We start from the raw sequence: 22,223 nt of genomic DNA, 5'->3' as shown, positions 1-22,223 counted from the left end.
CCCCCTTTCGAACCGGACACACAGCCGGGCCGCCCAGGGGCGGGCGGCCCACCGGACGAGAGGGACCTGACTCATGAGTTCTTTTCTGCGCCCGGCGGTCGCGGACCAAGATCCGTCGCCGGTCGGCAAGTACCGGCCCATCTCCTCTCACCTGGCCATCGCGCCGCCGGTGAGCGTGGTGATCCCGGCCATGAACGAGGCGGAAAACCTGCCGTACGTCTTCAAGACCCTTCCGGACTGGATCCATGAAGTGGTCCTGGTGGACGGCAACTCCACCGACGACACCGTCGCAGTGGCCCGTGAGCTGTGGCCCGAGGTGAAGGTCGTCCGGCAGCGCGGCAGGGGCAAGGGGGATGCCCTGATCACCGGGTTCGCGGCGGCCACCGGCGACATCATCGTGATGGTGGACGCCGACGGCTCGGCGGACGGCCAGGAGATCGTGAGTTACGTCTCCGCCCTGGTCTCCGGCGCCGACTTCGCCAAGGGGTCCCGCTTCGCCAACGGCGGCGGCACCGACGACATGACACCGATCCGCAAGCTGGGCAACTGGGCCCTGTGCACGGCCGTCAACCGCAAGTTCGGCGCCCGCTACACCGATCTCTGCTACGGATACAACGCGTTCTGGCGGCACTGCCTGGACAAGATCGAACTCGACTGCACCGGCTTCGAGGTGGAGACCCTGATGAACATCCGGGTCGTCAAGGCGGGCCTGAAGGTGCAGGAGATCCCGAGCCACGAGTACCTCCGCATCCACGGCACGAGCAATCTGCGGGCCGTGCGGGACGGGCTGCGGGTGCTCAAGGTGATCCTGAAGGAGCGCTCCAACCGGCGTGCCCTGCGCCGCCGCACCGCCGCGGCGCACTCCCCTGTGCTCGACTCGGTCCAGCCGGGTCACTCGGTCCGGGGAGAGGCGTCTTGAGCGGTCCCGACATCTCCGTCGTGATCTGCGTGTACACCGAGGACCGCTGGGAGGACATCCTCGCGGCGGTCTCCTCGGTACGGGCGCAGGCGTATCCGGCCCTGGAGACGCTGCTGGTCGTCGACCACAACGAGGCGCTCCTGGACCGGCTGACCAAGGAGTACAAGGAAGCGGCCGACGTACGGGTGCTCGCCAACGCGGGCCCCCGCGGTCTGTCCGCAGGCCGCAACACCGGCATCGCCGCCTCCTGCGGCGAGGTCGTCGCGTTCCTCGACGACGACGCCGTGGCCGAGCGCGACTGGCTGCGGTACTTCGCGGCGGGGTACGCCGACCCGCGCGTGATGGCCGTCGGCGGGCGCACCGAGCCGATCTGGGCGTCGGGGAGGCGTCCGGACTGGTTCCCGGAGGAGTTCGACTGGGTCGTCGGCTGCACCTACCGGGGCCTGCCGGACGGGCGGGTCGAGGTGCGCAACGTCCTCGGCGGCAACGCCTCCTTCCGGCGCACCGCGTTCGACTTCGCGGGCGGCTTCGCCACCGGCATCGGGCGCGACGGCGACCGGCTGCCGCTGGGCTGCGAGGAGACGGAGCTGTGCATCCGGCTCGCCCGAGCCAGGCCCGACACGGTGCTGCTGATCGACGACCGCGCGGTGATCCACCACCGGGTGCCCGAACCGCGCGAGCACTTCCGGTACTTCCGCACACGTACGTACGCCGAGGGCCTGTCCAAGGCGCTCGTGGCCCGGAGTGTCGGCGCCGGCAAGGGCCTGGAGTCCGAGCGGCGGTACACCACCCGGGTCCTGCCGGCCGGGGTGGCGCGCGGGCTGCGGGATGCCGTACTGGCCCGGCGGGGCGGCGCGGGCCGGGCGGGCGCGATCGTCGCGGGGGTGCTGACGGCGGCCGGTGGGTACGTCGTGGGGAGTGTCCGGGTGCGCCGAGGGGGCGTTACGTACTCGGTGGCGGGCATCGAGGGGGAACCGCGCCGCGAGGGGGGAAGCAGATGACCGACGGGCGCGTGCCCATTCTCATGTACCACGCCGTCTCCACCTCGCCGAACGACGCCACCCGCGAACTGTCGGTGGCGCCGGAGGCGTTCGCGGAGCAGATGGCGCTGATCGGCGACCTGGGCCTCACCCCCGTGCGGACGGCCGACCTGGCGGAGCGCTGGCGCTGCGGCAAACCGCTGCCCGAGCGGCCGGTGCTGATCACCTTCGACGACGGCTACGAGGGCGTGCACCGGCATGCGCTGCCAGTGCTCGCCGAGCACGGCTTCGCGGCCACGGTGTTCGTCTCCACGGGCTGGCTGAGGGGCCCGCACGACACGGGCGGCGGCCTGGACACCATGCTCGACTGGGACCAGGTGCGCGAACTCGCCGCCGCGGACGTCGAGATCGGCGGCCACAGCCACACCCATCCGCAGCTCGACCAGCTCCCGGACGACAGGCTGCGCTCCGAGCTGATCCTGTGCAAGGAGATCGTCTCGGACCTGCTCGGCACCGTCCCGGCCTCGTTCGCCTATCCCTACGGCTACTCCAGCCGTCGGGTCCGCGCGGCGGTGCGCGAGACCGGGTACGCCCAGGCGCTCGCCGTCAACAACGGGCTCGCGCGGCGCCGGCAGGGGCCGTACGCACTCACCCGCCTCACCGTGCGCCGCACCACCGGTATCGAGGAGTTCCGGCGGATGGTCGAGGGCCGTGCGATCGCCCGCACCTTCGCCAGGGACCGCGCCCTCACCAAGGGGTACGCAGTGGTCCGCAGAGCCCGACAGGTCCGCCGGAAGGCCATCCGTTCCCGTGTCTGACACGACGACCACGACCGAGCCCGCATCGACCGACGCGAAGGCGCCCGAGCAGTCGGGGCGCCGCCTTCGCCTGCCCGGCCTGGGCAGGTCCTCCGGGGGCAGCCAGCTGTTCCGCAACGCCTCCGCCCTGATGATCAACACCGGCGTCTCCGCCGTGCTGGGGCTGGGTTTCTGGCTGGCCGCCGCCCGCTACTACTCCGAGTCCGCGGTCGGCCAGGGGTCCGCCGCGATCGCCGCCATGAAGTTCCTCGCGGGGCTCACCGCGGTGACCCTGACAGGCGCGCTGGCCCGCTTCATCCCGGTCGCGGGACGCCGGAGCGGCCGGCTGATCTTCCGTACGTACGCGGGCAGTTGCGTGATCGTGGCGCTGGCCGCGGGCGTCTTCCTGGTGACGCTGGACCTGTGGGGGCCGTCGTACCGGTTCCTGAACGGACCGCTGAACGGTCTCTTCTTCGTCGTGGCCGTCATCGCCTGGAACCTGCTCACGCTCCAGGACGGGGTGCTGACCGGGCTGCGCAGCGCGCTGTGGGTGCCGGTCGGCAACACCGTGTTCTCCGCGGTGAAGCTGGGTCTGCTGGTGGCGTTCGCGGTGGCGATCCCCACCGCCGGTGTCTTCGTCTCGTGGGTCGCGGCCATCGCGGTGTCGGTGCTGCCGCTGGGCTGGCTGGTGTTCCGGCGACTGGTGCCACGCCATGCCGCGGCGACCGCGGAACACACCCGTCCGCCGTCGCTGAAGGAGATCGGCCGGTTCCTGGCGGGCGACTACACCGGCTCGCTGTTCTCGCTGGCCGTGGTCTATCTCATCCCCGTGATCGTGGCCGCGCAGGTCTCCTCCGAGGACAACGCCTACTTCTACATCACGGCCACCATCGGCGGCACCGTCAATCTGCTCGCCATCAACATGGGCGCCTCCCTCACCGTGGAGGGCGCGCACGATCCGGGCCGGCTGGCCGCCAACACCCGTGCGGCGCTCAGGCGCATGGCGCGGATCATGATTCCGGTCGCCGCGATCCTGTTCTTCGGGGCGCCCTGGATCCTGGGCGTGTTCGGCCCGGGCTACGCGGACGCGGCGACCCCGCTACTGCGCTGGTTCGCGGTCGGCGGGCTGCTGCGGGTCGTCATGGAGACGTACTTCGCGGTGCTGCGCGCCCAGAGCCGGACCGCCGGACTGGCATGGCTCCAGGGCCTGTTGTGCGCCCTGGTGCTCGGTCTGACGCTGGTGCTGCTCCCGCGCATGGGCCTGACCGGCGCCGGTGTCGCCGAGATCGCGTCCCTGTCGGTGATCGTGGCGATCGCCGCGCCCAGGCTGTACCGGACCGTGCGGGCCTCCCAGGGCGAGGTGCCCGAGGACGCCGCTCCCGACGGCGACCTCGCCGACCTGGGGGCGCGCGAGGTGCCCGAGGGGGCGCGCAAGCGCGGGGCCGCCTGGTCGCTGGACAACGACACCCTCGCGCTCGGCATCCACGTCGACTTCGACCACCTGGAACGCCGGCCCGACGTCCGCCCCGGACCGGGAACGCCGCCCACGGGCACACCGCGGATCCGGCCGGAGCACCGCCCGACCTGGGCCCGCACCTCGGAGTTCGGTCTTCCGGTGGAGGAGCGCCGGGCGTCGGCCGAGCCGACCGAGGTGGACGCCCCGTTCGAGGACGAGTTCGACGCCGGCAAGGGCGAGGCGGCCGTACCGGAGGAACGCGAGGAGGCCGTCGTACGGGAAGAGACCGCCGTACCGGAAGAGCCGTCCATGCACGAAGAGCCCGTGCCGCCGGCCGACGTGCCCGCGCCGGGCGGGCGGGAGCGGCTGCTGCCGACCCGGCTCGGGGTGATCCTCGGCTGTCTGCTGATCGCCGCGCTGCTGCTGTACTGGGTGCCCGCGCTGCGGCTCGGCGAGAGCGACCTGGACGGCATGGGCGGGCTCGGGCTGATCTCGGTGCTGCCGCCGCCGACGCTGCTCGGGGCCGCGCTGCTGGCGGTGACGTTCGCGTCGCTGCTGTGGCTGGGCCGTGAGCACCGGGCGCTGCTGCTGATCACCCTGCTCGCGACGGTCGTGTCGCTGCACGCCCTGCCCGCCCTGATCGAGACCGAGCCGCGGTTCGCGACGGCCTGGCAGCACCTGGGCTTCCTCGACTACATCGACCGCACCGGCTCGGCCGTGCCCGACCTGGACGCGCGCTGGAGCTGGCCGGGCTTCTTCGCGGTGGCCGCGTTCGCCGCGAAGGCGTGCGGGGTCAGCGACCCGACGGAGCTCATCCGCTGGTGGCCGCTGACCATGCAGCTGCTCTACCTGGTCCCGATGTTCCTGCTGGTGCGCCACATGCGGGCGAGCTGGCGGGCCAAGTGGACCGGCATCTGGGTGTTCGTGCTCAGCGGCTGGGTGGGCCAGGACTACTTCTCGCCGCAGGGCTTCACCTATCTGCTGTACCTGGTGTTCGCGGCGGTCCTGCTGGTCTGGTTCCGCGCGCCGAGGGTGATCTGGACGAAGCGGCGGCCCGGCGAGCTGGAGGTCGAGCCGACGGACCGGCGGCAGCGGGCCGTGCTGCTGATGGTGGTCATCGGGCTGTTCGCGGCGAGCGTCCCGGCGCACCAGCTCACGCCGTTCGTGATGCTGGGCGTGCTGACGGCGCTCGTCCTGGTCGGCAGGTCCGAACTGCGCGGCCTGCCCATCCTGTTCGGCGTCATGGTGACGGTGTGGATCGGCTTCATGGCCGAGCCGTACTGGTCGGGCCACTTCGACGAGCTCTTCGGCGGGGTCGGCGGCGTCGGCTCGAACGTGTCGTCGTCGGTGTCCGGCCGGATCGAGGGCGGCAGTTCGACCCACAAGCTGGTGCTGTACGTGCGTGTGCTGCTGGCCGGCGGTGTGATGGCGTTCGCCTGCTGGGGCTGGTGGCGCAGGCGCTTCCACCACTACCGGGAGCGTTCGCTGCTCGTCCTGACCTTCGTGCCGTTCCTGGGCTTCGGGATGCAGTCGTACGGCGGTGAGATGGCCCTGCGGGTGTTCATGTTCGCCCTGCCCGGCGCGGCGCTGCTGACGGGTCTCGCGTTCTTCCCGCGCACCGGTGTCACCGCCAAGGAACGCGACAAGGACCGGGTGAGCCTCGCGCCGCTGGCCGCGCTGATGGCGGGCCTGGTGCTGATGGGCGGCTTCCTGGTGGCCCGCTGGGGCAACGAGCCGTTCGAGCGCGTCAAACCCGGCGAGGTCGCCGCCATGGAGTACGTGTACGCCCATGACGATCCGAGCCTCAGACTGCTGTGGCTGAGCAGCGACCCGGTCAACGACGTGACACCGGCGATGCCGTGGGGCTCGGGGGACATGGACAAGGTCTCCTACCTGCCGACGCAGGCGCCGGTCGACCCGGTGCTGGTGTCCGGCCTGGTGAAGGCGTTGAAGGACGCCGGCCCGAACTCGTATCTGATGATCAACCGGGGTCAGGTCACCTATCTCCGGCTGGACGTGGGCTATTCGGCGAGCTGGGAGGCGCGGCTGCTGCTGAACCTGGACAAGCGCCAGGAGCTGAAGCGGGTCTTCGCGAATTCCGACGTGACGATGTACGCGTTGCGGAAGCAGCCGGCGGGCGTGGTGCCGAAGGCCGATCCCGGGCCCATCGGGCCGCAGGTGACGTGGACGCCGTGGTCGGTGGTCGGCGGGCTCGCGGCGGTGGCGCTGATCGTGCTGCTGATGGCCCGCGAGATCGTCCGGGTGGCGGCGGCGCCGAGCGTACGGCAGCTGCGTTGGCTCCAGAGCAGCTTCTGGTTCTCGCTGCCGCTGCTGGCGGTGCTGCTGGCCTCGTTGGTGCAGCGGTTCCTGACGATCAAGTGAGGGCCGTGCGGGTCAAGTGGCTCAGCGCTCGAGCCACTTGACCTCGTACGCCTGGAGCTGGACCTTCTTGCCGTCGATCTTCACGGTGGTCTGCCGGTCGAGGGTGTTCACGGCCAGGATCACCTTGTCCGTGGCCAGGACCCGGACGTCGGGCCCGGCCACGGACACCGACCGGTACTCGGTCCCGGGACTGAACTCCTTGCCGAAGCGCGAGACCAGGTCGTACATGGGCAGCTTCGCGCCGCCGTCCGCGGTGTCGGTCGGCGTCCACAGACAGCCTGCGCACTCGGTGCCCTTCTCCTTCTCCGGGTTCCAGTAGAAGGCGGAGGTGGTGCCGCCCTTGGCGAGCGCGATCATGCCGGCGGCCTGGACGGCGCCTCGGCGGGCCTCGGACCAGCCCTTGCGTTCGTCGTTGCCGTCGGCGGGCTCGACGTAGTACTCGGCCCACCACAGCGGCAGATCACCGGTCTGCCCGCGCACCCACCGGCTCACGGCCGTGAATTTGTCGGTGGCCGTGAACTCGTCGGGCAGGAGTTCGTCGTCGCGGGTGTAGCTGGAGCCGTCGACGACGACGAAGTCGGCGCCCGCCTTGTGTTCGTTCCAGTACCCGAAGGCGTCGACGGTGCGCCGGTCGAGGGCGCCCCAGGGGCCGGTGAGGGCCTTGGACGCCTCCGCGGCGCGCGGGTCGACGCTGTCCATCACGAGGTACGGCCCGCCGACCATGATGTCCGGGTTGACCTTCTTCAGCGCCCGGTAGACGAGGTTGTACAGCTTCGTGTAGCCCTCGTGGTCCCAGCGGGCCTCGGCGTCGTTCCAGAACCCCTTGAACTCGTTCCAGACGATGAAGTGGCGTACGTCCGGGTAGCGCTTGGCGACCGTCACGGCGAGCGCGGCGAAGTCGTCGAAGTGCTCGGGGTCGGGCGCCGTCTCCAGGGCGGCCTGGCTCCAGTCGGTGTTGTCGACGCCGGCCTCGCCGCCCTTCATCCAGTCGGGGGCGCAGCACAGGGTGACGACCGGGGTGCTGCCGGAGGCGCGGACGAAGTCGATGCGGCGGTCCATCGCCTCGAAGTCGTAACGCCCCCTGACCGGCTCGGGGTTGTCGGCGCCCCAGCCCATGACGTGCTGGATCTGCGGCAGCCCACCGGCGTCCGCGAGCCGTCCCTCGACGCGCTTCACGGCGGCGGAGGCGCCCTCGTCGGCGCTGTGCTGGGTGTGCGTGAAGCCCCAGCCCACCTGCGGATCCGTCGCGTCCGGCGTGGCCGTCGGGTTGCCGTGCGGCTTGTCGCCGTCGCGTGTGGTGCCGTCGGTGTTCACGCCGTTGCCCACGAACGTGTTGAGGAGGGTCACGAGCAGGGCCAGTGCCGCGGCGCCCACGCCGAGCAGCGCGGTGAGCCGCCACCGCCGTGCCCCCGAATTCCACCCATGACGTCCCATCAAGGACAACGGTAACGGGGGTGTCGGCCGCTCGGGCAGGTTTCGTCCCCACACGGTCCTGTAACAGAGCGCGGGGGCGCACGGGGATGCGATCGGGACGCGGGGAGGCGACGTGCGGCGCCGGGGGAACGCGACGCACGCACCGGACGTGCACCGTTGGCGGGAAGTGGCACGGAAACCGGGTGCACGGGGCCGCCGCGTGCCGGATCATGGCCGCATGTCTGCGAACCCACACGACGCTCTGCCGATCCGGCTCAACGTCGACGACAGCGACTCGCCGTCCGACGTCGTCGACGCGCTGTTCCTCGGCCGCTTCGCGACGGGCGAGCAGCCGTACTCGCACGCGGCGAACATCGACCGCGTACGGTCCGGGGCGACGCTCCTGCCGCCGGGCGCCCGTGTGCTGCGCACCGCCCGTGACGACGACCGCAGCGCGACGCTGGCGGAGGGCGACGGCTGGACCCTGCTGATCTCCCGCTGGAACCGCGGTGCCGACGTCACCGTGACCGCGACCAGCGAGGAACTGGCCGAGCGGGTGCTGGGCGAGGCGACGGAAGGCGCGGCCGACGAGCCCGAACCGCAGCCGGAGAACGTGACCATGGGCTTCTGGTACGTCTCCCCCAGGCGCGGCCCGCATCGCACGACCCGGCAGATCTCGGCGGGCACCTGGGACGAGGTGCGGGCCAACTACACCGCGCCGGTCGCGGACGCGATGGACCGCCTGATGAAGACGACCCCGGAGGACATCGCCGGCCGGCTGCTCCTGCTGCACGGTCCGCCGGGCACCGGCAAGACGTCGGCGCTGCGGACCCTTGCGCGCTCCTGGCGGGACTGGTGCCAGGTGGACTGCGTGCTGGACCCGGAGCGGCTCTTCTCCGACGTCGGCTATCTGATGGACATCGCGATCGGCGAGGAGGACTCGACGGGCAAGGGCCGCTGGCGGCTGCTCCTGCTGGAGGACTGCGACGAGCTGATCAGGGGCGAGGCGAAGCACACGGCGGGCCAGGCCCTGTCGCGGCTGCTCAACCTGACGGACGGCCTGCTCGGCCAGGGCCGCAACGTTCTGGTCGGGGTGACGACCAACGAGGACCTGGAGCGCCTGCACCCCGCCGTCGTCCGCCCCGGCCGCTGCCTGGCCCGCATCGAGGTGGGTCCGCTGACCCGCCGCGAGGCGGTGGGCTGGCTGGGCGCGGAGGAGGGCATCGGCCGCGAGGGCGCCACACTGGCGGAGCTGTACGCGCTGAAGCGGGGCACTTCGCCGACGGCAGTGCCGGATCCGCGGGACGGGGCCGACGCGGGGCTGTATCTGTAGTGCTTTGATGGGGGTATGACCCTGTTCGTCGGCACGTCGGGGTGGCAGTACAAGGACTGGCGGGACGTCCTGTACCCGGCCGACGTACCGGTGCGCCTCTGGCTGGAGGAGTACGCCGCGCACTTCGCCACGGTCGAGATCAACAACGCCTTCTACCGGCTGCCGACGCGGGAGAACTTCGAGGCGTGGCGGGACCGGGTGCCGGAGGACTTCGTGGTCGCGGTGAAGGCGAGCCGCTATCTGACCCACATCAAGCGGCTGCGGGAGCCCGAGGAGCCGGTGCACCGGCTGATGTCGCATGCGCAGGGGCTGGGCGCCCGGCTGGGCCCGGTGCTGCTGCAACTGCCACCCACGCTGCGAGCGGACGCCGGCCTGCTGGACGCGTGCCTGGCGTGCTTCCCGTCCTCGACGCGGGTCGCGGTGGAGCCACGGCACGACAGCTGGTGGACACATCAGGTGCGCGAGGTGCTGGAGTCCCGGGGCGCGGCCCTGTGCTGGGCCGACGTCGAGTCCCGCCCGGTGACACCGCTGTGGCGCACCACCGGCTGGGGATACGTCCGATTCCATGTGGGCCGCGCACATGTGTGGCCGCACTATGGCCGACAGGCACTGGCGACATGGGTGGAGCGCATCACCGACAAGTGGTCGGACACCGAGGACGTGTACGCGTACTTCAACAACGACCCGACGGGGGCGGCGGTGCAGGACGCGATGACATTCGCGAGGGCGGCGACGGCGGCGGGCCTGGAGCCGACGCGCACGCCACGGCGCCTTCTCTCACCGGCCTGACGACTGCCTACTCCCCGTAGGCCGCCCGCAGCGCGTCCCGTACGGCGCCGAGCGCGTCCGCCTCCGTCAGCCCCAGCCGACGGGCACGATCGACGTACGCCTGGGCGGCCGACGCGAGCTCCCGTTCCGCGGCCGAGCCGGCAGCGGCCACGAACGTGCCGTTGCGCCCCCGCGTCTCGATCACCCCGTCGCTCTCCAGCGCCCGGTACGCCTTGGCGACGGTGTTGGCGGCCAGCCCCAGGGACTCCGCCAGCCCGCGCACGGTCGGCAGCCGGTAGCCGACCGGCAGCGCCCCCGATCGGGCCTGCTCCGAGATCTGCGCCCGCACCTGCTCGTACGGTGCGGCACTGTCGTCGATGTGGATCTTCAAGGTCACAGGGCCGATTGTCCCGTACCCGCCGGAAAATGAGAGGCATCCGCGCACATCCCCCACGTAGCGTGCGCCTTCATGACCGTGACCGTGCGCGACCTCCGCCCCGAAGTGCCCGCCGACGTCGAGCGTTTCGCCCACAGCCGCCACCTCGCCCTGCCGTACATCCTGTGGACCCCGGAGGCCATCACCCACCGCCAGGCCCACACCCATCCCGACGCCCACTACCGCTCCCTGGTCGCGGAGGAGGACGGCGAGACGATCGGCACGGCCCAGGTCGGCATGGCGTACGACAGTCCGGAGCCCGGCCAGGGCTACCTCAACGTCTATGTGCGGCCGGACCGCACCCGCCGCGGGGCGGGCGAGCTGCTGGTCCGCGCCGCCGAGGAGCACCTGCGCTCGCTCGGGGCGACCAAGCTGTTCTCGTGGGTCCTCGACGAGCCGGGCAACCGGGCGTTCGCCGAGCGGCACGGCTATCGCGCGAGCCGCTCCGCCCACTTCCTGCGCCTGGACCTGGCGGGCGGCACCCTGCCGCCGCTCCAGGACCTCCCGCCCGGCGTCGAGCTGCGCACCGCCGCCGACTTCGCGGACGACCCGCGCCCGCTGTTCCTGCTCGACGCGGAGACGACGTCGGACGAACCGAGCGACGTGGGCGCCGAGTTCACCGACTACGAGGCATGGCTCGCGGAGACCTGGAAGCATCCGCTCCTCGACTTGGACCTGACGTCGGTCGCCGTCGTCGACGGCCGTCCCGCCGCGTTCAGCTCCGCCTTCACGGACCGGGCCACCCGATACGCCACGGCGATGACCGGCACCGCCCGCGCCCACCGCGGCCGAGGGCTGGCCAAGCTCGCCAAGAACGCCTCCCTGCACCGCGCCCGCGCCGCCGGCTACCGGGAGGCCTTCACCGGCAACGACACCGACAACGAGCCCATGCTGGCGATCAACTTCTGGTTCGGCTACCAGATCTGCGCGACGGAGGTCCGCCATGTCCGCGAACTCGGCTGAGCGGCCACGCTCCCTGGAGGTGGTCCTCGTCAAGGGCGGCCGTACGAAGATCCGTTACGCGGCCGAGCTGGTCGCCGACGACGGCACCCGGATCACCGTGCGCGCCCCCTGGTCCGGTGACGGTGTCCGCGACTTCGGCTTCGTGCGGTTCGAGCCGGGCGACGTCTTCACCGAGTACTACTGGCGCGACCGCTGGTACGCCGTGAAGGAGGTCCGCGACGCCGCGGGCGCCCTGAAAGGCTGGTACTGCGACGTCACACGACCGGCCGCGCTGTCGGGCACGGAGCTGGTCGTCGAGGACCTCGACCTGGACCTGTGGCGCTCCGCCGACGGCACGGACGTGCTGCGTCTGGACGAGGACGAGTTCGCCGAGAGCGGTCTGGAGCGCTCGGACCCGGAGGCGGCCGCCGCGGCCGTGGCGGCTCTCGACGAGCTGGAGGCGTTCGCCACGGTCGAGGGCGGCCTGGAGTCACTGCTGGCCTAGGCCCGCCGGCCCCGTCGCTCGTTCAGGCCGTCGCCACCACGGCGTAGCGTTCGTCGGTCACGGCCCTGCCCCACAGTGGCTCGTCGTCCGACAGGTGCTCCACCCGTACCTGGCCGGCGAGCGGCGCGAGGAGGTCGGTGAGGCGGTCCGCCGGTATGCCGGCCGGGCCGGCGTCGGTCTCCCACACGCCCTCGACCAGCACGAACCGTCCTCCCGGGCGCAGCAGCCCGCGCCAGTGCCGCAGGACCCGGCCCGGGTCGGGCAGCGCCCACAGGACATGCCGTACGAGCACCACGTCGAACCGCTCCTCCCCCACCGGGGGCGCCGCCGCGTCACCGGCGAGGAACACCGCGTCACGCCCGGCGAGCTTGGCGCGGGCGAGATCGACCATCGCCGGGGACCGGTCCACCCCGGTGACGCGGTGCCCCTGCTCGGCCGCGAGGAGCGACAGGCTGCCGGTGCCGCAGCCCAGGTCGAGGACGTCCGAGGCGCGGTCGGGCAGCCAGGACCGCAGCCGGGAGGCCCATGCCCGGCGGACCTCGGGGTCGCGCAGGCCGTGGTCCGGCTCGTCGTCGAAGGTGGCGGCGGCCGAGTCCCAGTCCAGGTCCGCCCCTGTGATGGCGTGTTCACCGTTCGTCATGCGGCCAAGAGTGACACCCGCCACTGACAGTCCAATCGTGACTGCCGCCACTGACAGAGCCCGTACCGATGAGGAACTCTCCCCCAACGGGTCTACCCCGGTGAGAACGCGGAACTCGGTAGGCCCTGAAGGAGGCAGCCATGCGCCGTGCAACCGTGCAGAAGCCCCTGAAGAGGCAGTCCAGCACCCGCCGCCGGGTCCAGGAGGAGGCCGAGGAGAGCCCCTCGGGACGACCCGAGGTCCGCAAGGACATCGCACGAACCTGGTGGCCGGACAGCTGAGAAACCCGGCCGGCCGTATGAGACGCGTCAGGTGAGCCGCTTGCGGTAGTGGACCCGGTCGTACGGGCCCACCGCCCGGCGCTCGACGAGCTCATAGCCGTACTTCGGGTAGATCTTCTGGTTCTCCCACATCAGGGCGTTCGTGTAGAGCCTGACCTCGGGCAGGCCGAGCGCACGCGCGTGTGCGTCCACGAAGTGCAGCAGCCGTCTCCCCACGCCCCTGCCATGGGCGTCGGGGTGCACGGCGATGCTGTCGAGGAACAGATGGTCCTCGTGCGCCTCGATCACCACGAGCCCCAGCACGGGGTCACCCGTCACGAACACCTTCCCCGCGGCCACGTCCGCCGCGTGGTCCGCCGTCATGGGCACGGGCGTCACCCCGATGCGCTCGATGTACGGCGTGTACGCGGCATCCGTCACGGCCTTCACCGCCGGCACGTCGGCGGCCGTCGCCGGCCGGATCTCCTCGGTCGTCATGGCCCGAAGGCTACCCAGGCCGTTTCGGCGTGCCTGTCCACAGCCCGGCGCTCGTCCCTCCCACCGCGCCCCGTCCGCATGCACGTCCTCGGACCGCCCCGTAGCGTGGATCACGTGCGTTCCGCCAACACCGCCTCGGTGGTGCCCGGGAGTCCCCTCCAAGTGCCGGGCAGCCGGACCGAGTGATGCGTCCGGGCCGTCCGGCGGCACCTGCCGACTCGCCTCGCCCAGGACGCTCCAGGCGGTCCGTCCTGCGCGTGCTCGTTCTCATCGCGATCCTGATCGTGGTGGCGGTGGCCGTGGGCTCGTGGCTGCAGTTCAGCGAGCGGCAGAGGGCCGACACGGTGCACACCGTCGGATCCTCGGACGCCGACCGGGTGGATGTGGAGGCCGCGGTGCAGAGCGTCGACGCCGCGGGCAGAGAGCTCGTACTGCGGGTCTGGGTGACCCCGCGCGGGAGCCTCGGTGAGAAGGGCGGGGCGGCCCCGGTGGCCGACCTCAGCCTCCAGACCTCGGGGGCGACCCTCGGCGACCTGGAGTTCGCGGCGCACGAGCGGCTCGCGACGAGAGACGTGCAGGTTGCCCTCAGGGGCGGATCGATCAGTGACTACCCGTTCGACACCTACGAGACCGACATCGCGTTCCGTGCGCAGATGGGCGGCGAGCAGGTGCCGGTACGGATGCTGTTCTCCAACAACGACACGCTCTTCTCGGCCTCCGCGGAACCTGTGCCCGCCCGGCAGGAGGCCGTGGTGGCGCTGGAGCTGACGCGATCGGGAAGCCTGCTCGTCTTCGCGGTCTTCATGATGGTGGCGATGTGGGCGCTGGCGGCGTCCGTGCTCATCGGGGCCTGGTACCTGACGACCGGCAGCGAGGGCCTGGTCTGGCCCGGCCTCGCCTGGATGGCCGCCACCCTGTTCGCCCTCGCCGCGTTCCGCAACACCGCGCCCGGCACACCCCCGATCGGCTGCGCCCTGGACTGGTTCGCCTTCCTCTGGGCGGAGTCGATCATCGCCCTCTGCCTCGTCACCGTGGTCATCACCGGCGTCAACAAGTCCCTGCGCAAGGACGCACCACCTGCGTAGTGGCTCCGCCGCAACTTCAGCCGCCCATCCGTCCGATCAGCATTCGCCACGCCAGGTGAGACTCTTCGGCATCCCGGCATCCTGAGCCCCTGGTTAGCCGTACCTTAAGGCGGCCCTAAAGATCGCCATCAGCCGTCTCCAGCAGGCGAATTCGCGGGTTTCCCGGGCTAGTTTCTGATCGCCCCCACGGGATTCACCCCATGCATCAGGCCCTCGAGGAGACCTTCCATGTCCGCACGCCGCAAGGCCGCCGCCGTCGCCACTCTCGGCCTGACCCCGCTCGCGCTGACCGCCCTCGCCGCCGCGCCCGCCTCGGCGCACGGCTCGATGGGCGACCCGGTCAGCCGGGTCTCGCAGTGCTACGCGGAGGGCCCGGAGAGCCCGAAGTCCGACGCGTGCAAGGCGGCGGTCGCGGCGGGCGGCACGCAAGCCCTCTACGACTGGAACGGCATACGCATCGGCGACGCCGCCGGCCGGCACCAGGAGCTGATCCCGGACGGCAAGCTGTGCAGCGCGAACAGCGAGGAGTTCAAGGGCCTGGACCTGGCCCGCGCCGACTGGCCGGCGACGAGCGTGAGCAGCGGGTCGTACACCTTCAAGTACCGCGTGACCGCCCCGCACAAGGGCACCTTCAAGGTGTACATCACCAAGGCGGGCTATGACCCCGCGAAGCCGCTGGCCTGGGGCGACCTGGATCTGTCGAACCCGGTGGCGACGGTCACCGACCCGGCGGCTTCGGGCGGCTTCTACACGTTCTCCGGCACCCTGCCGCAGCGCTCCGGCAAGCAGCTGCTGTACGCGGTCTGGCAGCGCTCGGACAGCCCGGAGGCGTTCTACTCCTGCTCGGACGTCGCCTTCGGCGGCGCGAGCGGCGGCGGCACCTCGAACGGTGGCGGCAGCACCGGCAGTGGCAGTGGCAGTGGCGACTCCAACACCGACGCGTCCGCCGCCCCCAGCGCCTCCGCGCCCTCCGAGGAGCAGATCGAGGCCGGTGCCGACCAGTCGACGATCGAGCACCACGGCCACGGTGACCAGGACGCCAGCACGTCGGCGGAGCCGGTCGCGGCGGCCGAGGACGACGCGTCCACCGCCCCGGCCAACCGGCCGAAGGCGGCGGGCGCCACCGAGAACCTGGCCGAGACCGGCGGGGACAGCAGCACGGCGTATCTCGCGATGGGTGGTGCGGCGACGCTGGCGCTGGGTTCGGCGGTGCTGTTCGCCTCGGTGCGCCGGCGGGCGGCGGCCGGTGGTCGGCACGGCCGCTGACGACAAGGACTCCGGGGCCTGAACGGCGGCTCAGGCCGGTCAGGCCCCGGCGGTGTGTCCCGGTCCCGCGCTCAGTCGCTCAGTCGCTCAGTCGCTCAGTCGCTCAACTGAACACGGACGCACAGGTGGTGGGGCGGGCGTGGGCGGGGTCGAGCGCGTTGGCCACCTCGTGGAAGGCGATCCGGTCGGTGATGCCGATGAGCGCGTGCTCGGAGATGTCGACGGCGCACAGGTCCTGGATCAGGACGTTCTTCACGTCGGGCCCGGTCAGGAACTGGGTCCGCCACGGCGTGACCACCTCGTCGTACTTGGTGGCGATGACCGTGTAGCGCACACCGGGGACGGTGTCGCCGCCCGCGTTGAGCTTGGTCATGAAGTCGGAGCCGACGACCTGCTGGGCGAGGGCGGGGGTCGCGGCGCTGAGCAGGTCCTCCGCGCCGGGGAAGTACGGCAGCAGGTTGGCGATCCCCGACAGGGTGGTGCCGTGGTTGTTGGGCGCGATGCCGACGAGGGCGTTCACCTTGCCGGCACCGCCGAGGAACTTGAGGTAGTAGCGGGGCATCATGCCGCCCTGCGAGTGGCCGACGAGGTCGGCCTCGGCGGCACCGGTCGCGGCAAGCACCTTGTCGACATAGGCGGACAGTTGCTCCGCCGACTTGTCGATGGGTCCGAGGGCGTGGAAGAACGGCACGCCCGGCAGCTGGCCGTAGTCGAGGGAGAAGACGCAGTAGCCGCGGTCCTTCAAGTAGGGCGCGAGCCCCAGCCAGTTGTCGACGGAGTTGGCGAAGGTTCCGTGGACGAGGACGACGGGGCGGGGATGGGCGGCGGACGGCTTGCAGGAGTAGTCGTTCCAACCTCTGCTGGGTGCCGCCGCCGTTTCGGCGGCCTGGGCGGTGGTGGCGGCGGGGACGACGGCGACGGCGGCGGTCAGGAGCAGTGCGGCCAGCGGTCTGAGCACTCGTTTCCAGGGCAGCATCGTGTGATCTCCTTGCGGCTCAAGGGAGGTGCGACGGCCTTACGCCCTGTGATCCGGATCACGAGGATGCTGTTCACTCGTCAAGTTACGGGCGAGTAGCACACGTGTGAAGTTACGCGTCAGTAAAAACTTCCAGTGATAGTCAGAGGTGCACTACATCTACTGATGAACCGTCACCAGGCAGGCCGGATGGGGCCATTGGGCGCGATGCGCGCCAATTGCCCCAGCAGCGCCCGCACCTGCGCCTCCCCCAGTACATCGGCCCACCCCCGGACGGCCTCGGCGGCCGCCTCCTCGGCGGCACGGGTGCACGCCCACCCCCGCTCGGTCAGCACGACCAGACGGGCCCGCGCGTCATCGGGGTGCGGCCGGCGCTCGGCGTACCCCTTGCGCACGATCTCGTCCACGAGCTGACTCGCGGCCTGCTTGGTCACGCCGAGATGGACGGCGAGGTCGGTGACGGTCGCCCCGGCCGGGGCGAGCCGGGCGAAGGCGAAACCGTGCGCGGGCCTGACCCCCTCGAAGCCCCGGGCGACCACGCCGTCGTTGATGCGCTGCGTGAGTTCGCCGGCGACGGCGAGCAGGGCGGCGGACAGGGCCATGGCTTCGGAGTTCTGCACGCAGGCATTGAAACACCCTTGACGGATCGGTCAAGCAGCTTGACCATAGGTTCATATAGTCAAGCAGCTTGACCATTTTTCCCGAGCTCGACCATCTCCCCAAGGAGCCACACATGCCCGTGATCCGAGCGTCCGAGGCCGTCACCCACGAGATCCACGGCGCCCGTTTCGTCTCGTACGCCACCCCCGGCACCGGCAGCAAGGAGCTGTGCGCCTGGCGCGGCGAGATACCGGCCGGGACCAAGGCGCCCGCCCACACCGTCAACCGGGAGGAGATCCTGCACCTCCTCGACGGCGAACTGCTGGTCACGCTCGACGACCGCACCGACCGGATCACCGCGGGCGACACCCTGATCATCAACCCGGGCGCGACCCTGACCGTCGAGAACCCGACCGGGCGGACCGCCGTCACCTGGGTCACCACGTCCATCGGTCTGACCGCGGAGCTGGCCGACGGCACCGTCATCACGCCGCCGTGGGCCAACTGACCCGCGCGCGAGGGGACTACGCGGCGAGCGACCCCGGCATCACCGCATGCGGCCCGAACTTCGCCCGCGCACGGTCCGCGACCTCCTCGATACGGCGGGCCTTCTCGTCGAGCGGGTCGAAGGTGAGCTGGTAGGAGGCCTGCTCGGCGGGGTCGAGGCCCTCGGCGCGCAGGGCGAGGGCCCGGACGCGGGCGCGCTGGAGACCGAGGGCCTCGTACATGCCGTACGCCGCCCTGGTCAGCGCCGCCGAGTGGGCCGTCGGCTCCTTCAGGGTGCGGCTGCGGGTCGTCGAGGAACGGTCGGCGTAGCGGACGGTGAGGGTCAGGGTGCGGCAGACCTTGTCCAGGGCGCGCAGCCGGGCGCCCAGTTCCTCGGCGGCCGACAGCAGGGCACGGCGGTGCCGGTCGGGATCCAGCTCGTCGCGGGTGAAGGGGCGCTCGGTGGCCAGCGACCGCGACACGCCGTCCGGGACGACCCGGCCCCGGTCGATTCCGCTCGCCTTCTCGCGCAGCTCGCGGCCGGCCTTCGCGCCGATCAGCCGCTGGAGCGTGGACAGCGGGGCGGCGGCGACCAGGCCGAGGGTGTCGAGGCCGTACTCGCACAGGGTGCGGGCGGTCGCGGCACCGACGCCGGGCAGCGCGGCGACCGGCTTGTCGGCGAGGAACTCCGTGGCGGCGTCCTCGGGAACCGCACACGTCACTCCGGGCCGCGCCTCCCCCAGCGCCACGCGGGCCAGCATCGGCCCCGGCCCGGCGCCGATCGCGCAGTCGACCCCGTGATGGGCGAGGGCGCGCACCCGGATCACCGACGCGAGCTCGACCGCGTCCCGCCCGAAGTACCGCTCGGCACCCCGCAGATCGGCCAGCGCCGCATCCGGTGGCAACGCCTGGACGACCGGCGTGAAGTCCTCCAGCAGCCCGAGCAGCCCCGGCAGGGCCGCCTCGCGCGTCGGCGGCAGCTGGAAACGTACGCAGAGGATGGTCATCCCGCACTCCCCGGACTCTGGTGCCACAACTTCCGTACCTGTGAAGGCTCTTGACCCGCCGGTCGTAGATCGGCCCACGGGTTCAGTTCGTATCCGGTGGGCATTTGGATTCGCCGGCCGCGTGCCGGATCCCCGTCGTCCCCCTCCGGCGCCGCCACCGGCTCCGCCAGCCGGGCCGCCACCACGTCCAGGCCGCCCTCGGCGCGCAGCTCGATCAGCTCGGCGAGGTTCCAGGCGGTGGATCCCACCACGCTCAGACTGCGCGGCCCGCGCCGCTGCACCACGCCCCGCACCAGCAGCAGCCAGGAGTGGAAGACGGTGTGGGCGCACGCATCGTGCGAGTCGTCGAAGAAGGCGAGGTCCACCAGCCCCGTCCCGTCGTCCAGGGTGCTGAAGATGACCCGCTTGCCGGACCGGATCGGCGGCGTCTGGGTGGCCGCCTTGGCGCCCGCGACCAGCACGCTCTCGCCGTGCCCGGCATCGCGCAGCCGCCGTGCCGACACGACGCCCAGCTCGTCGAGGAACGCCCGGTGGTCGTCCATCAGATTGCGTGAGGCGTCCATGGACAGCACTCCCAGCTCGGCACTGAGCCGCTCCGCCGAGGTGAGGTCGGGCAGCCCGGCAGCGGCGGTCTTCCGTCCGCCGGCCAGCGGGAGTTGCCCGCCGCCACCGCTGCGGGCGCCCCGGTGCAGTTCGGTCAGATGCAGTTGCAGATCACGCCGGTTGGCCCCGAAGGCGTCCAGCGCGCCGACCTGCGCGAGCCGCTGGGCCAGCGGACGGCTGGGCCGGGCCCGCTCCCAGAAGTCGAGCAGCGAGGCGTACGGCTGTCCGTCCGCGACCCGTGCCGCCTCGGCCTCGCTGATGCCGTGCACGTCGGAGAGGGCGAGCCGCAGTCCCCACACCTTTCGCGAGCTCTTCGACTCCCCAGATTCAGACACCAGTTCGATACGGTGTGCGACTCCCGACGCGTTCACGTCCAACGGCAGGATCGGCACCCCACGCCGCCGCGCGTCCGCCAGCAGCAGCCGCTTCGGATACATCCCGGGGTCGTGCGTGAGCAGCCCCGCGTAGAAGGCGGCCGGATGATGCGCCTTCAGCCAGGCCGACTGATAGGTCGGCACCGCGAAGGCGACCGCGTGCGCCTTGCAGAAGCCGTACGACCCGAAGGCCTCGACGATCTCCCAGGTCCGCCCGATGGTCTCCGCGTCGTACCCCTTGGCCGCCGCGTGCTGCGCGAACCACACCCGGATCCGCCCCTGCGACTCGGGATCGGACAGCCCGCGCCGCACCCGGTCGGCCTCGTCCCGCCCGCAGCCGGTCATGATGTGCACGATGTCGATGATCTGCTCGTGGAAGACGACGACCCCGTACGTCTCCCGCAGCGGCCCCTGAAGATCCTTGTGCGGATAGCGCACGGGCGCCCGCCCGTGCCGCGCCTCGATGAACGGCCGCACCATGTCGGCGGCGACCGGGCCGGGCCGGAAGAGCGAGATGTCGACGACGAGGTCGTGGAAGGTGGCCGGCTGGAGCCGCCCGACCAGGTCGCGCTGGCCCGGCGACTCGATCTGGAAGCAGCCCAGCGTCTCGGCCGACCGGACCAGTCGGTACGTGGCGGGATCCCCGTCCGCCACCCCGTCCAGGTCGACCCGCTCCCCCGTGGCCCGCTCCACCTCCGCGACCGCGTGCGCCATCGCCGACTGCATCCGTACGCCCAGCACGTCGAGCTTGAGCAGCCCGAGGTCCTCTACGTCGTCCTTATCGAACTGCGACATGGGGAAGCCCTCGCCGCTGGTCGGCATGACCGGCGTACGGGAGAGCAGGGAGGCGTCCGACAGCAGCACCCCGCACGGATGCATGGCGATGCCGCGCGGCAGGGCGTCCAGCGCCTCGACCAGCTCCCACAGCTTGCCGTACCGCTCCCGCTCCCCGGCCAGTTGCCGCAGCTCGGGCAGTTCCTCCAGCGCGGCGCGGGCGTCGCGGGCCCGGATGTGCGGGAAGGACTTGGCGATCCGGTCGATGTCGGCGGGGTCCATGGACAGAGCCGCGCCCACGTCCCGTACCGCGTGCCGTACCCGATAGGTCTCCGGCATGGAGACGGTCGCGACCCGCTCGGTCCCGAACCGGTCGATGATCGCCCGGTAGACCTCCAGCCGCCGAGCGGACTCCACATCGATGTCGATGTCGGGCAGCACCGGCCGGCGCTTGGACAGGAAGCGCTCCATCAGCAGCCCGTGCTCCACGGGATCGGCGTGCGCGATGCCGAGCAGATGATTGACGAGCGACCCCGCACCGGATCCCCGGGCGGCCACCCGGATCCCCATCCTCCTTACGTCATCGACGACTTGGGCGACCGTCAGGAAGTAGGAGGCGAACCCGTGGTGGGCGATGATGTCCAGCTCCTGGTGCACCCGCTCCCAGTACGCCCGCCGCCCGTCGTAGCCGCGCAGCACCATGCCCGCCGCCGCCCGCGAGGCGAGCGCCCGCTGTGCGCTGCGCCACCCGGCGCCGACGAGATGCGGTTCGGGGAAGTGGACGGTGCCGATGCCGAGGTCGTCCTCGGGATCGACGAGGCACTCGGCAGCCGTCGCCCCGGTCTGCTCCAGCAGCCGGTACCCGGTGTCACGCCGGAACCCCGCGGCCTCGACGACCCGCTCGGCGACCCGCGCCATGTCCCCGGCACCTTTGAGCCAGGCCTCACCGGAGTCCAGCTCCTTGGTGGAGTCGATGGGCACGAGCCGGCGCGCGGCGTCCAGCACATCGGCGACCGGCCCGAGGCCCGGATCGGCATAGCGGACGGCATTGCTCAGCACGGGCCGCAGCTGCTGCTCGGCGGCGAAGCCGACGGTACGGGCGGCCAGCCGCAGCGACCCCGGACCGGTGCCCTTGCGCCCGTGCCACACGGCCTCCAGCCGCAGGGAGTGGCCGTAGATCTCCCGCCAGGGCACGAGCAGCCGGGCCGCGCGATCGGGCCGGCCGGCGGCGAGCGCGCGTCCGACGTCGGAGTCGGGCCCGAGCAGGACGATCAGGCCGTCCCCCCGGTTGTCCTCCCGGGGCAGCATCGGCGCCCCCTCCCCACCATGCGCCGCCGAAACGATTCGGCACAGATCGCCCCACCCCCGGGCCCCGTCCCGCCCGAGAAAGGTGACCCGAGGAGTCGACTCATCGACAAAAGCCCCACCCCACACAGGAGCCCGACGCCGCCCCGCACCCCCCTCCGGAACCCCGAACCCCTCCACAGCCAGCTCCACACCGAACAGCGGCCGCACCCCCGCAGCCGCACACGCCTTGGCGAACCGGACCGCACCCCCGAGCGAGTCCCGGTCGGTGAGCGCCAGCGCATCCATCCCCCGCTCGGAGGCGCGCTCGGCCAGCCGCTCCGGGTGCGAGGCGCCGTACCTCAGGGAGAACCCGGAGGCGGTGTGCAGATGCGCGAAGCCCGACACACGCACCTCCCGCGCCAGCGAGTCCGAGCCA

At 71.7% G+C, this 22,223-nt stretch carries 20 protein-coding genes; 12 read left to right on the top strand and 8 right to left on the bottom strand.

The window, feature by feature from the left end; genetic code table 11:
• The first annotated feature begins 73 nt into the window (after window positions 1-73).
• The 4 genes from CP983_RS34310 to CP983_RS34295 are packed head-to-tail and all read left to right on the top strand — an operon-like array spanning window position 74 to window position 6,534.
• A complete protein-coding gene (locus tag CP983_RS34310) occupies window positions 74-919 on the top strand; it encodes a glycosyltransferase family 2 protein (protein WP_150503918.1) in 846 nt (281 codons plus the stop codon).
• Complete coding sequence (locus CP983_RS34305; RefSeq protein ID WP_150503916.1) at window positions 916-1,920, top strand: glycosyltransferase family 2 protein; 1,005 nt, start codon at window positions 916-918, stop codon at window positions 1,918-1,920. Before CP983_RS34310 ends, CP983_RS34305 begins: the two co-directional genes overlap by 4 nt.
• Entirely contained in the window at window positions 1,917-2,717 is an 801-nt protein-coding gene (locus CP983_RS34300; RefSeq protein WP_150503914.1) for a polysaccharide deacetylase family protein, read from the top strand. Before CP983_RS34305 ends, CP983_RS34300 begins: the two co-directional genes overlap by 4 nt.
• Complete coding sequence (locus CP983_RS34295) at window positions 2,710-6,534, top strand: lipopolysaccharide biosynthesis protein (RefSeq protein ID WP_150503912.1); 3,825 nt, start codon at window positions 2,710-2,712, stop codon at window positions 6,532-6,534. Before CP983_RS34300 ends, CP983_RS34295 begins: the two co-directional genes overlap by 8 nt.
• 21 nt (window positions 6,535-6,555) lie before the next feature.
• Here CP983_RS34295 and CP983_RS34290 read toward each other — a convergent pair whose 3' ends face one another.
• Entirely contained in the window at window positions 6,556-7,968 is a 1,413-nt protein-coding gene (locus CP983_RS34290) for a GH39 family glycosyl hydrolase (RefSeq protein ID WP_150503910.1), read from the bottom strand.
• Between the two features lie 217 nt (window positions 7,969-8,185).
• Between CP983_RS34290 and CP983_RS34285 the strand changes: the two genes are divergently transcribed.
• Window positions 8,186-9,280, top strand: coding sequence for a DUF5925 domain-containing protein (locus tag CP983_RS34285; protein WP_150503908.1), 1,095 nt, complete (start codon window positions 8,186-8,188; stop codon window positions 9,278-9,280).
• A gap of 15 nt (window positions 9,281-9,295) precedes the next feature.
• Window positions 9,296-10,069: a DUF72 domain-containing protein gene (locus CP983_RS34280; protein WP_150503906.1), complete on the top strand. Its 774-nt coding sequence runs from the start codon at window positions 9,296-9,298 to the stop codon at window positions 10,067-10,069.
• A 7-nt stretch (window positions 10,070-10,076) separates the two neighbouring features.
• On the opposite strand, the gene CP983_RS34275 is transcribed toward CP983_RS34280, so the two are convergent.
• Window positions 10,077-10,445 (bottom strand): GntR family transcriptional regulator, encoded by a 369-nt coding sequence (locus CP983_RS34275; protein ID WP_030950537.1) that lies wholly within the window; start codon window positions 10,443-10,445, stop codon window positions 10,077-10,079.
• A 72-nt stretch (window positions 10,446-10,517) separates the two neighbouring features.
• On the opposite strand from CP983_RS34275, the gene CP983_RS34270 reads away from it, so the two are divergent.
• Both CP983_RS34270 and CP983_RS34265 read left to right on the top strand, forming a co-directional pair.
• The gene (locus tag CP983_RS34270; protein WP_125527480.1) at window positions 10,518-11,447 is read left to right on the top strand and encodes a GNAT family N-acetyltransferase; all 930 of its coding nucleotides are present in this window, start codon (window positions 10,518-10,520) and stop codon (window positions 11,445-11,447) included.
• Window positions 11,428-11,931, top strand: coding sequence for a ribonuclease FAU-1 family protein (locus CP983_RS34265; protein WP_150503904.1), 504 nt, complete (start codon window positions 11,428-11,430; stop codon window positions 11,929-11,931). Before CP983_RS34270 ends, CP983_RS34265 begins: the two co-directional genes overlap by 20 nt.
• A gap of 22 nt (window positions 11,932-11,953) precedes the next feature.
• On the opposite strand, the gene CP983_RS34260 is transcribed toward CP983_RS34265, so the two are convergent.
• Window positions 11,954-12,571 (bottom strand): class I SAM-dependent methyltransferase, encoded by a 618-nt coding sequence (locus CP983_RS34260; protein WP_150503902.1) that lies wholly within the window; start codon window positions 12,569-12,571, stop codon window positions 11,954-11,956.
• 140 nt (window positions 12,572-12,711) lie between these two features.
• On the opposite strand from CP983_RS34260, the gene CP983_RS34255 reads away from it, so the two are divergent.
• Window positions 12,712-12,852, top strand: a complete 141-nt coding sequence (locus CP983_RS34255) for a hypothetical protein (protein ID WP_093745465.1) — start codon at window positions 12,712-12,714, stop codon at window positions 12,850-12,852.
• Between the two features lie 27 nt (window positions 12,853-12,879).
• Here CP983_RS34255 and CP983_RS34250 read toward each other — a convergent pair whose 3' ends face one another.
• Window positions 12,880-13,329, bottom strand: a complete 450-nt coding sequence (locus tag CP983_RS34250) for a GNAT family N-acetyltransferase (RefSeq protein WP_150503900.1) — start codon at window positions 13,327-13,329, stop codon at window positions 12,880-12,882.
• Between the two features lie 251 nt (window positions 13,330-13,580).
• Between CP983_RS34250 and CP983_RS34245 the strand changes: the two genes are divergently transcribed.
• A complete protein-coding gene (locus tag CP983_RS34245) occupies window positions 13,581-14,414 on the top strand; it encodes a DUF4436 family protein (RefSeq protein WP_229914966.1) in 834 nt (277 codons plus the stop codon).
• Window positions 14,415-14,642: 228 nt separating this feature from the next.
• A complete protein-coding gene (locus CP983_RS34240) occupies window positions 14,643-15,680 on the top strand; it encodes a lytic polysaccharide monooxygenase (protein ID WP_150503896.1) in 1,038 nt (345 codons plus the stop codon).
• Window positions 15,681-15,783: 103 nt separating this feature from the next.
• On the opposite strand, the gene CP983_RS34235 is transcribed toward CP983_RS34240, so the two are convergent.
• Both CP983_RS34235 and CP983_RS34230 read right to left on the bottom strand, forming a co-directional pair.
• The gene (locus tag CP983_RS34235) at window positions 15,784-16,656 is read right to left on the bottom strand and encodes an esterase/lipase family protein (RefSeq protein ID WP_150503894.1); all 873 of its coding nucleotides are present in this window, start codon (window positions 16,654-16,656) and stop codon (window positions 15,784-15,786) included.
• A gap of 173 nt (window positions 16,657-16,829) precedes the next feature.
• Window positions 16,830-17,276, bottom strand: a complete 447-nt coding sequence (locus tag CP983_RS34230) for a MarR family winged helix-turn-helix transcriptional regulator (RefSeq protein WP_150503892.1) — start codon at window positions 17,274-17,276, stop codon at window positions 16,830-16,832.
• Window positions 17,277-17,389: 113 nt separating this feature from the next.
• On the opposite strand from CP983_RS34230, the gene CP983_RS34225 reads away from it, so the two are divergent.
• Complete coding sequence (locus CP983_RS34225; RefSeq protein ID WP_150503890.1) at window positions 17,390-17,764, top strand: cupin domain-containing protein; 375 nt, start codon at window positions 17,390-17,392, stop codon at window positions 17,762-17,764.
• Between the two features lie 16 nt (window positions 17,765-17,780).
• Here CP983_RS34225 and CP983_RS34220 read toward each other — a convergent pair whose 3' ends face one another.
• Together CP983_RS34220 and CP983_RS34215 are read right to left on the bottom strand one after the other, a co-directional pair.
• Window positions 17,781-18,749, bottom strand: coding sequence for a DNA polymerase Y family protein (locus tag CP983_RS34220; RefSeq protein ID WP_150503888.1), 969 nt, complete (start codon window positions 18,747-18,749; stop codon window positions 17,781-17,783).
• Window positions 18,746-22,192, bottom strand: coding sequence for a DNA polymerase III subunit alpha (locus tag CP983_RS34215; RefSeq protein ID WP_150503887.1), 3,447 nt, complete (start codon window positions 22,190-22,192; stop codon window positions 18,746-18,748). Before CP983_RS34215 ends, CP983_RS34220 begins: the two co-directional genes overlap by 4 nt.
• Window positions 22,193-22,223: the final 31 nt, after the last annotated feature.

Origin of the sequence: Streptomyces chartreusis (genome assembly GCF_008704715.1) — a bacterium.
Lineage (GTDB): Bacteria > Actinomycetota > Actinomycetes > Streptomycetales > Streptomycetaceae > Streptomyces > Streptomyces chartreusis.
The sequence above is the reverse complement of the archived record's forward strand: the minus strand, read 5'-3'. Positions and strand labels throughout refer to the sequence as shown.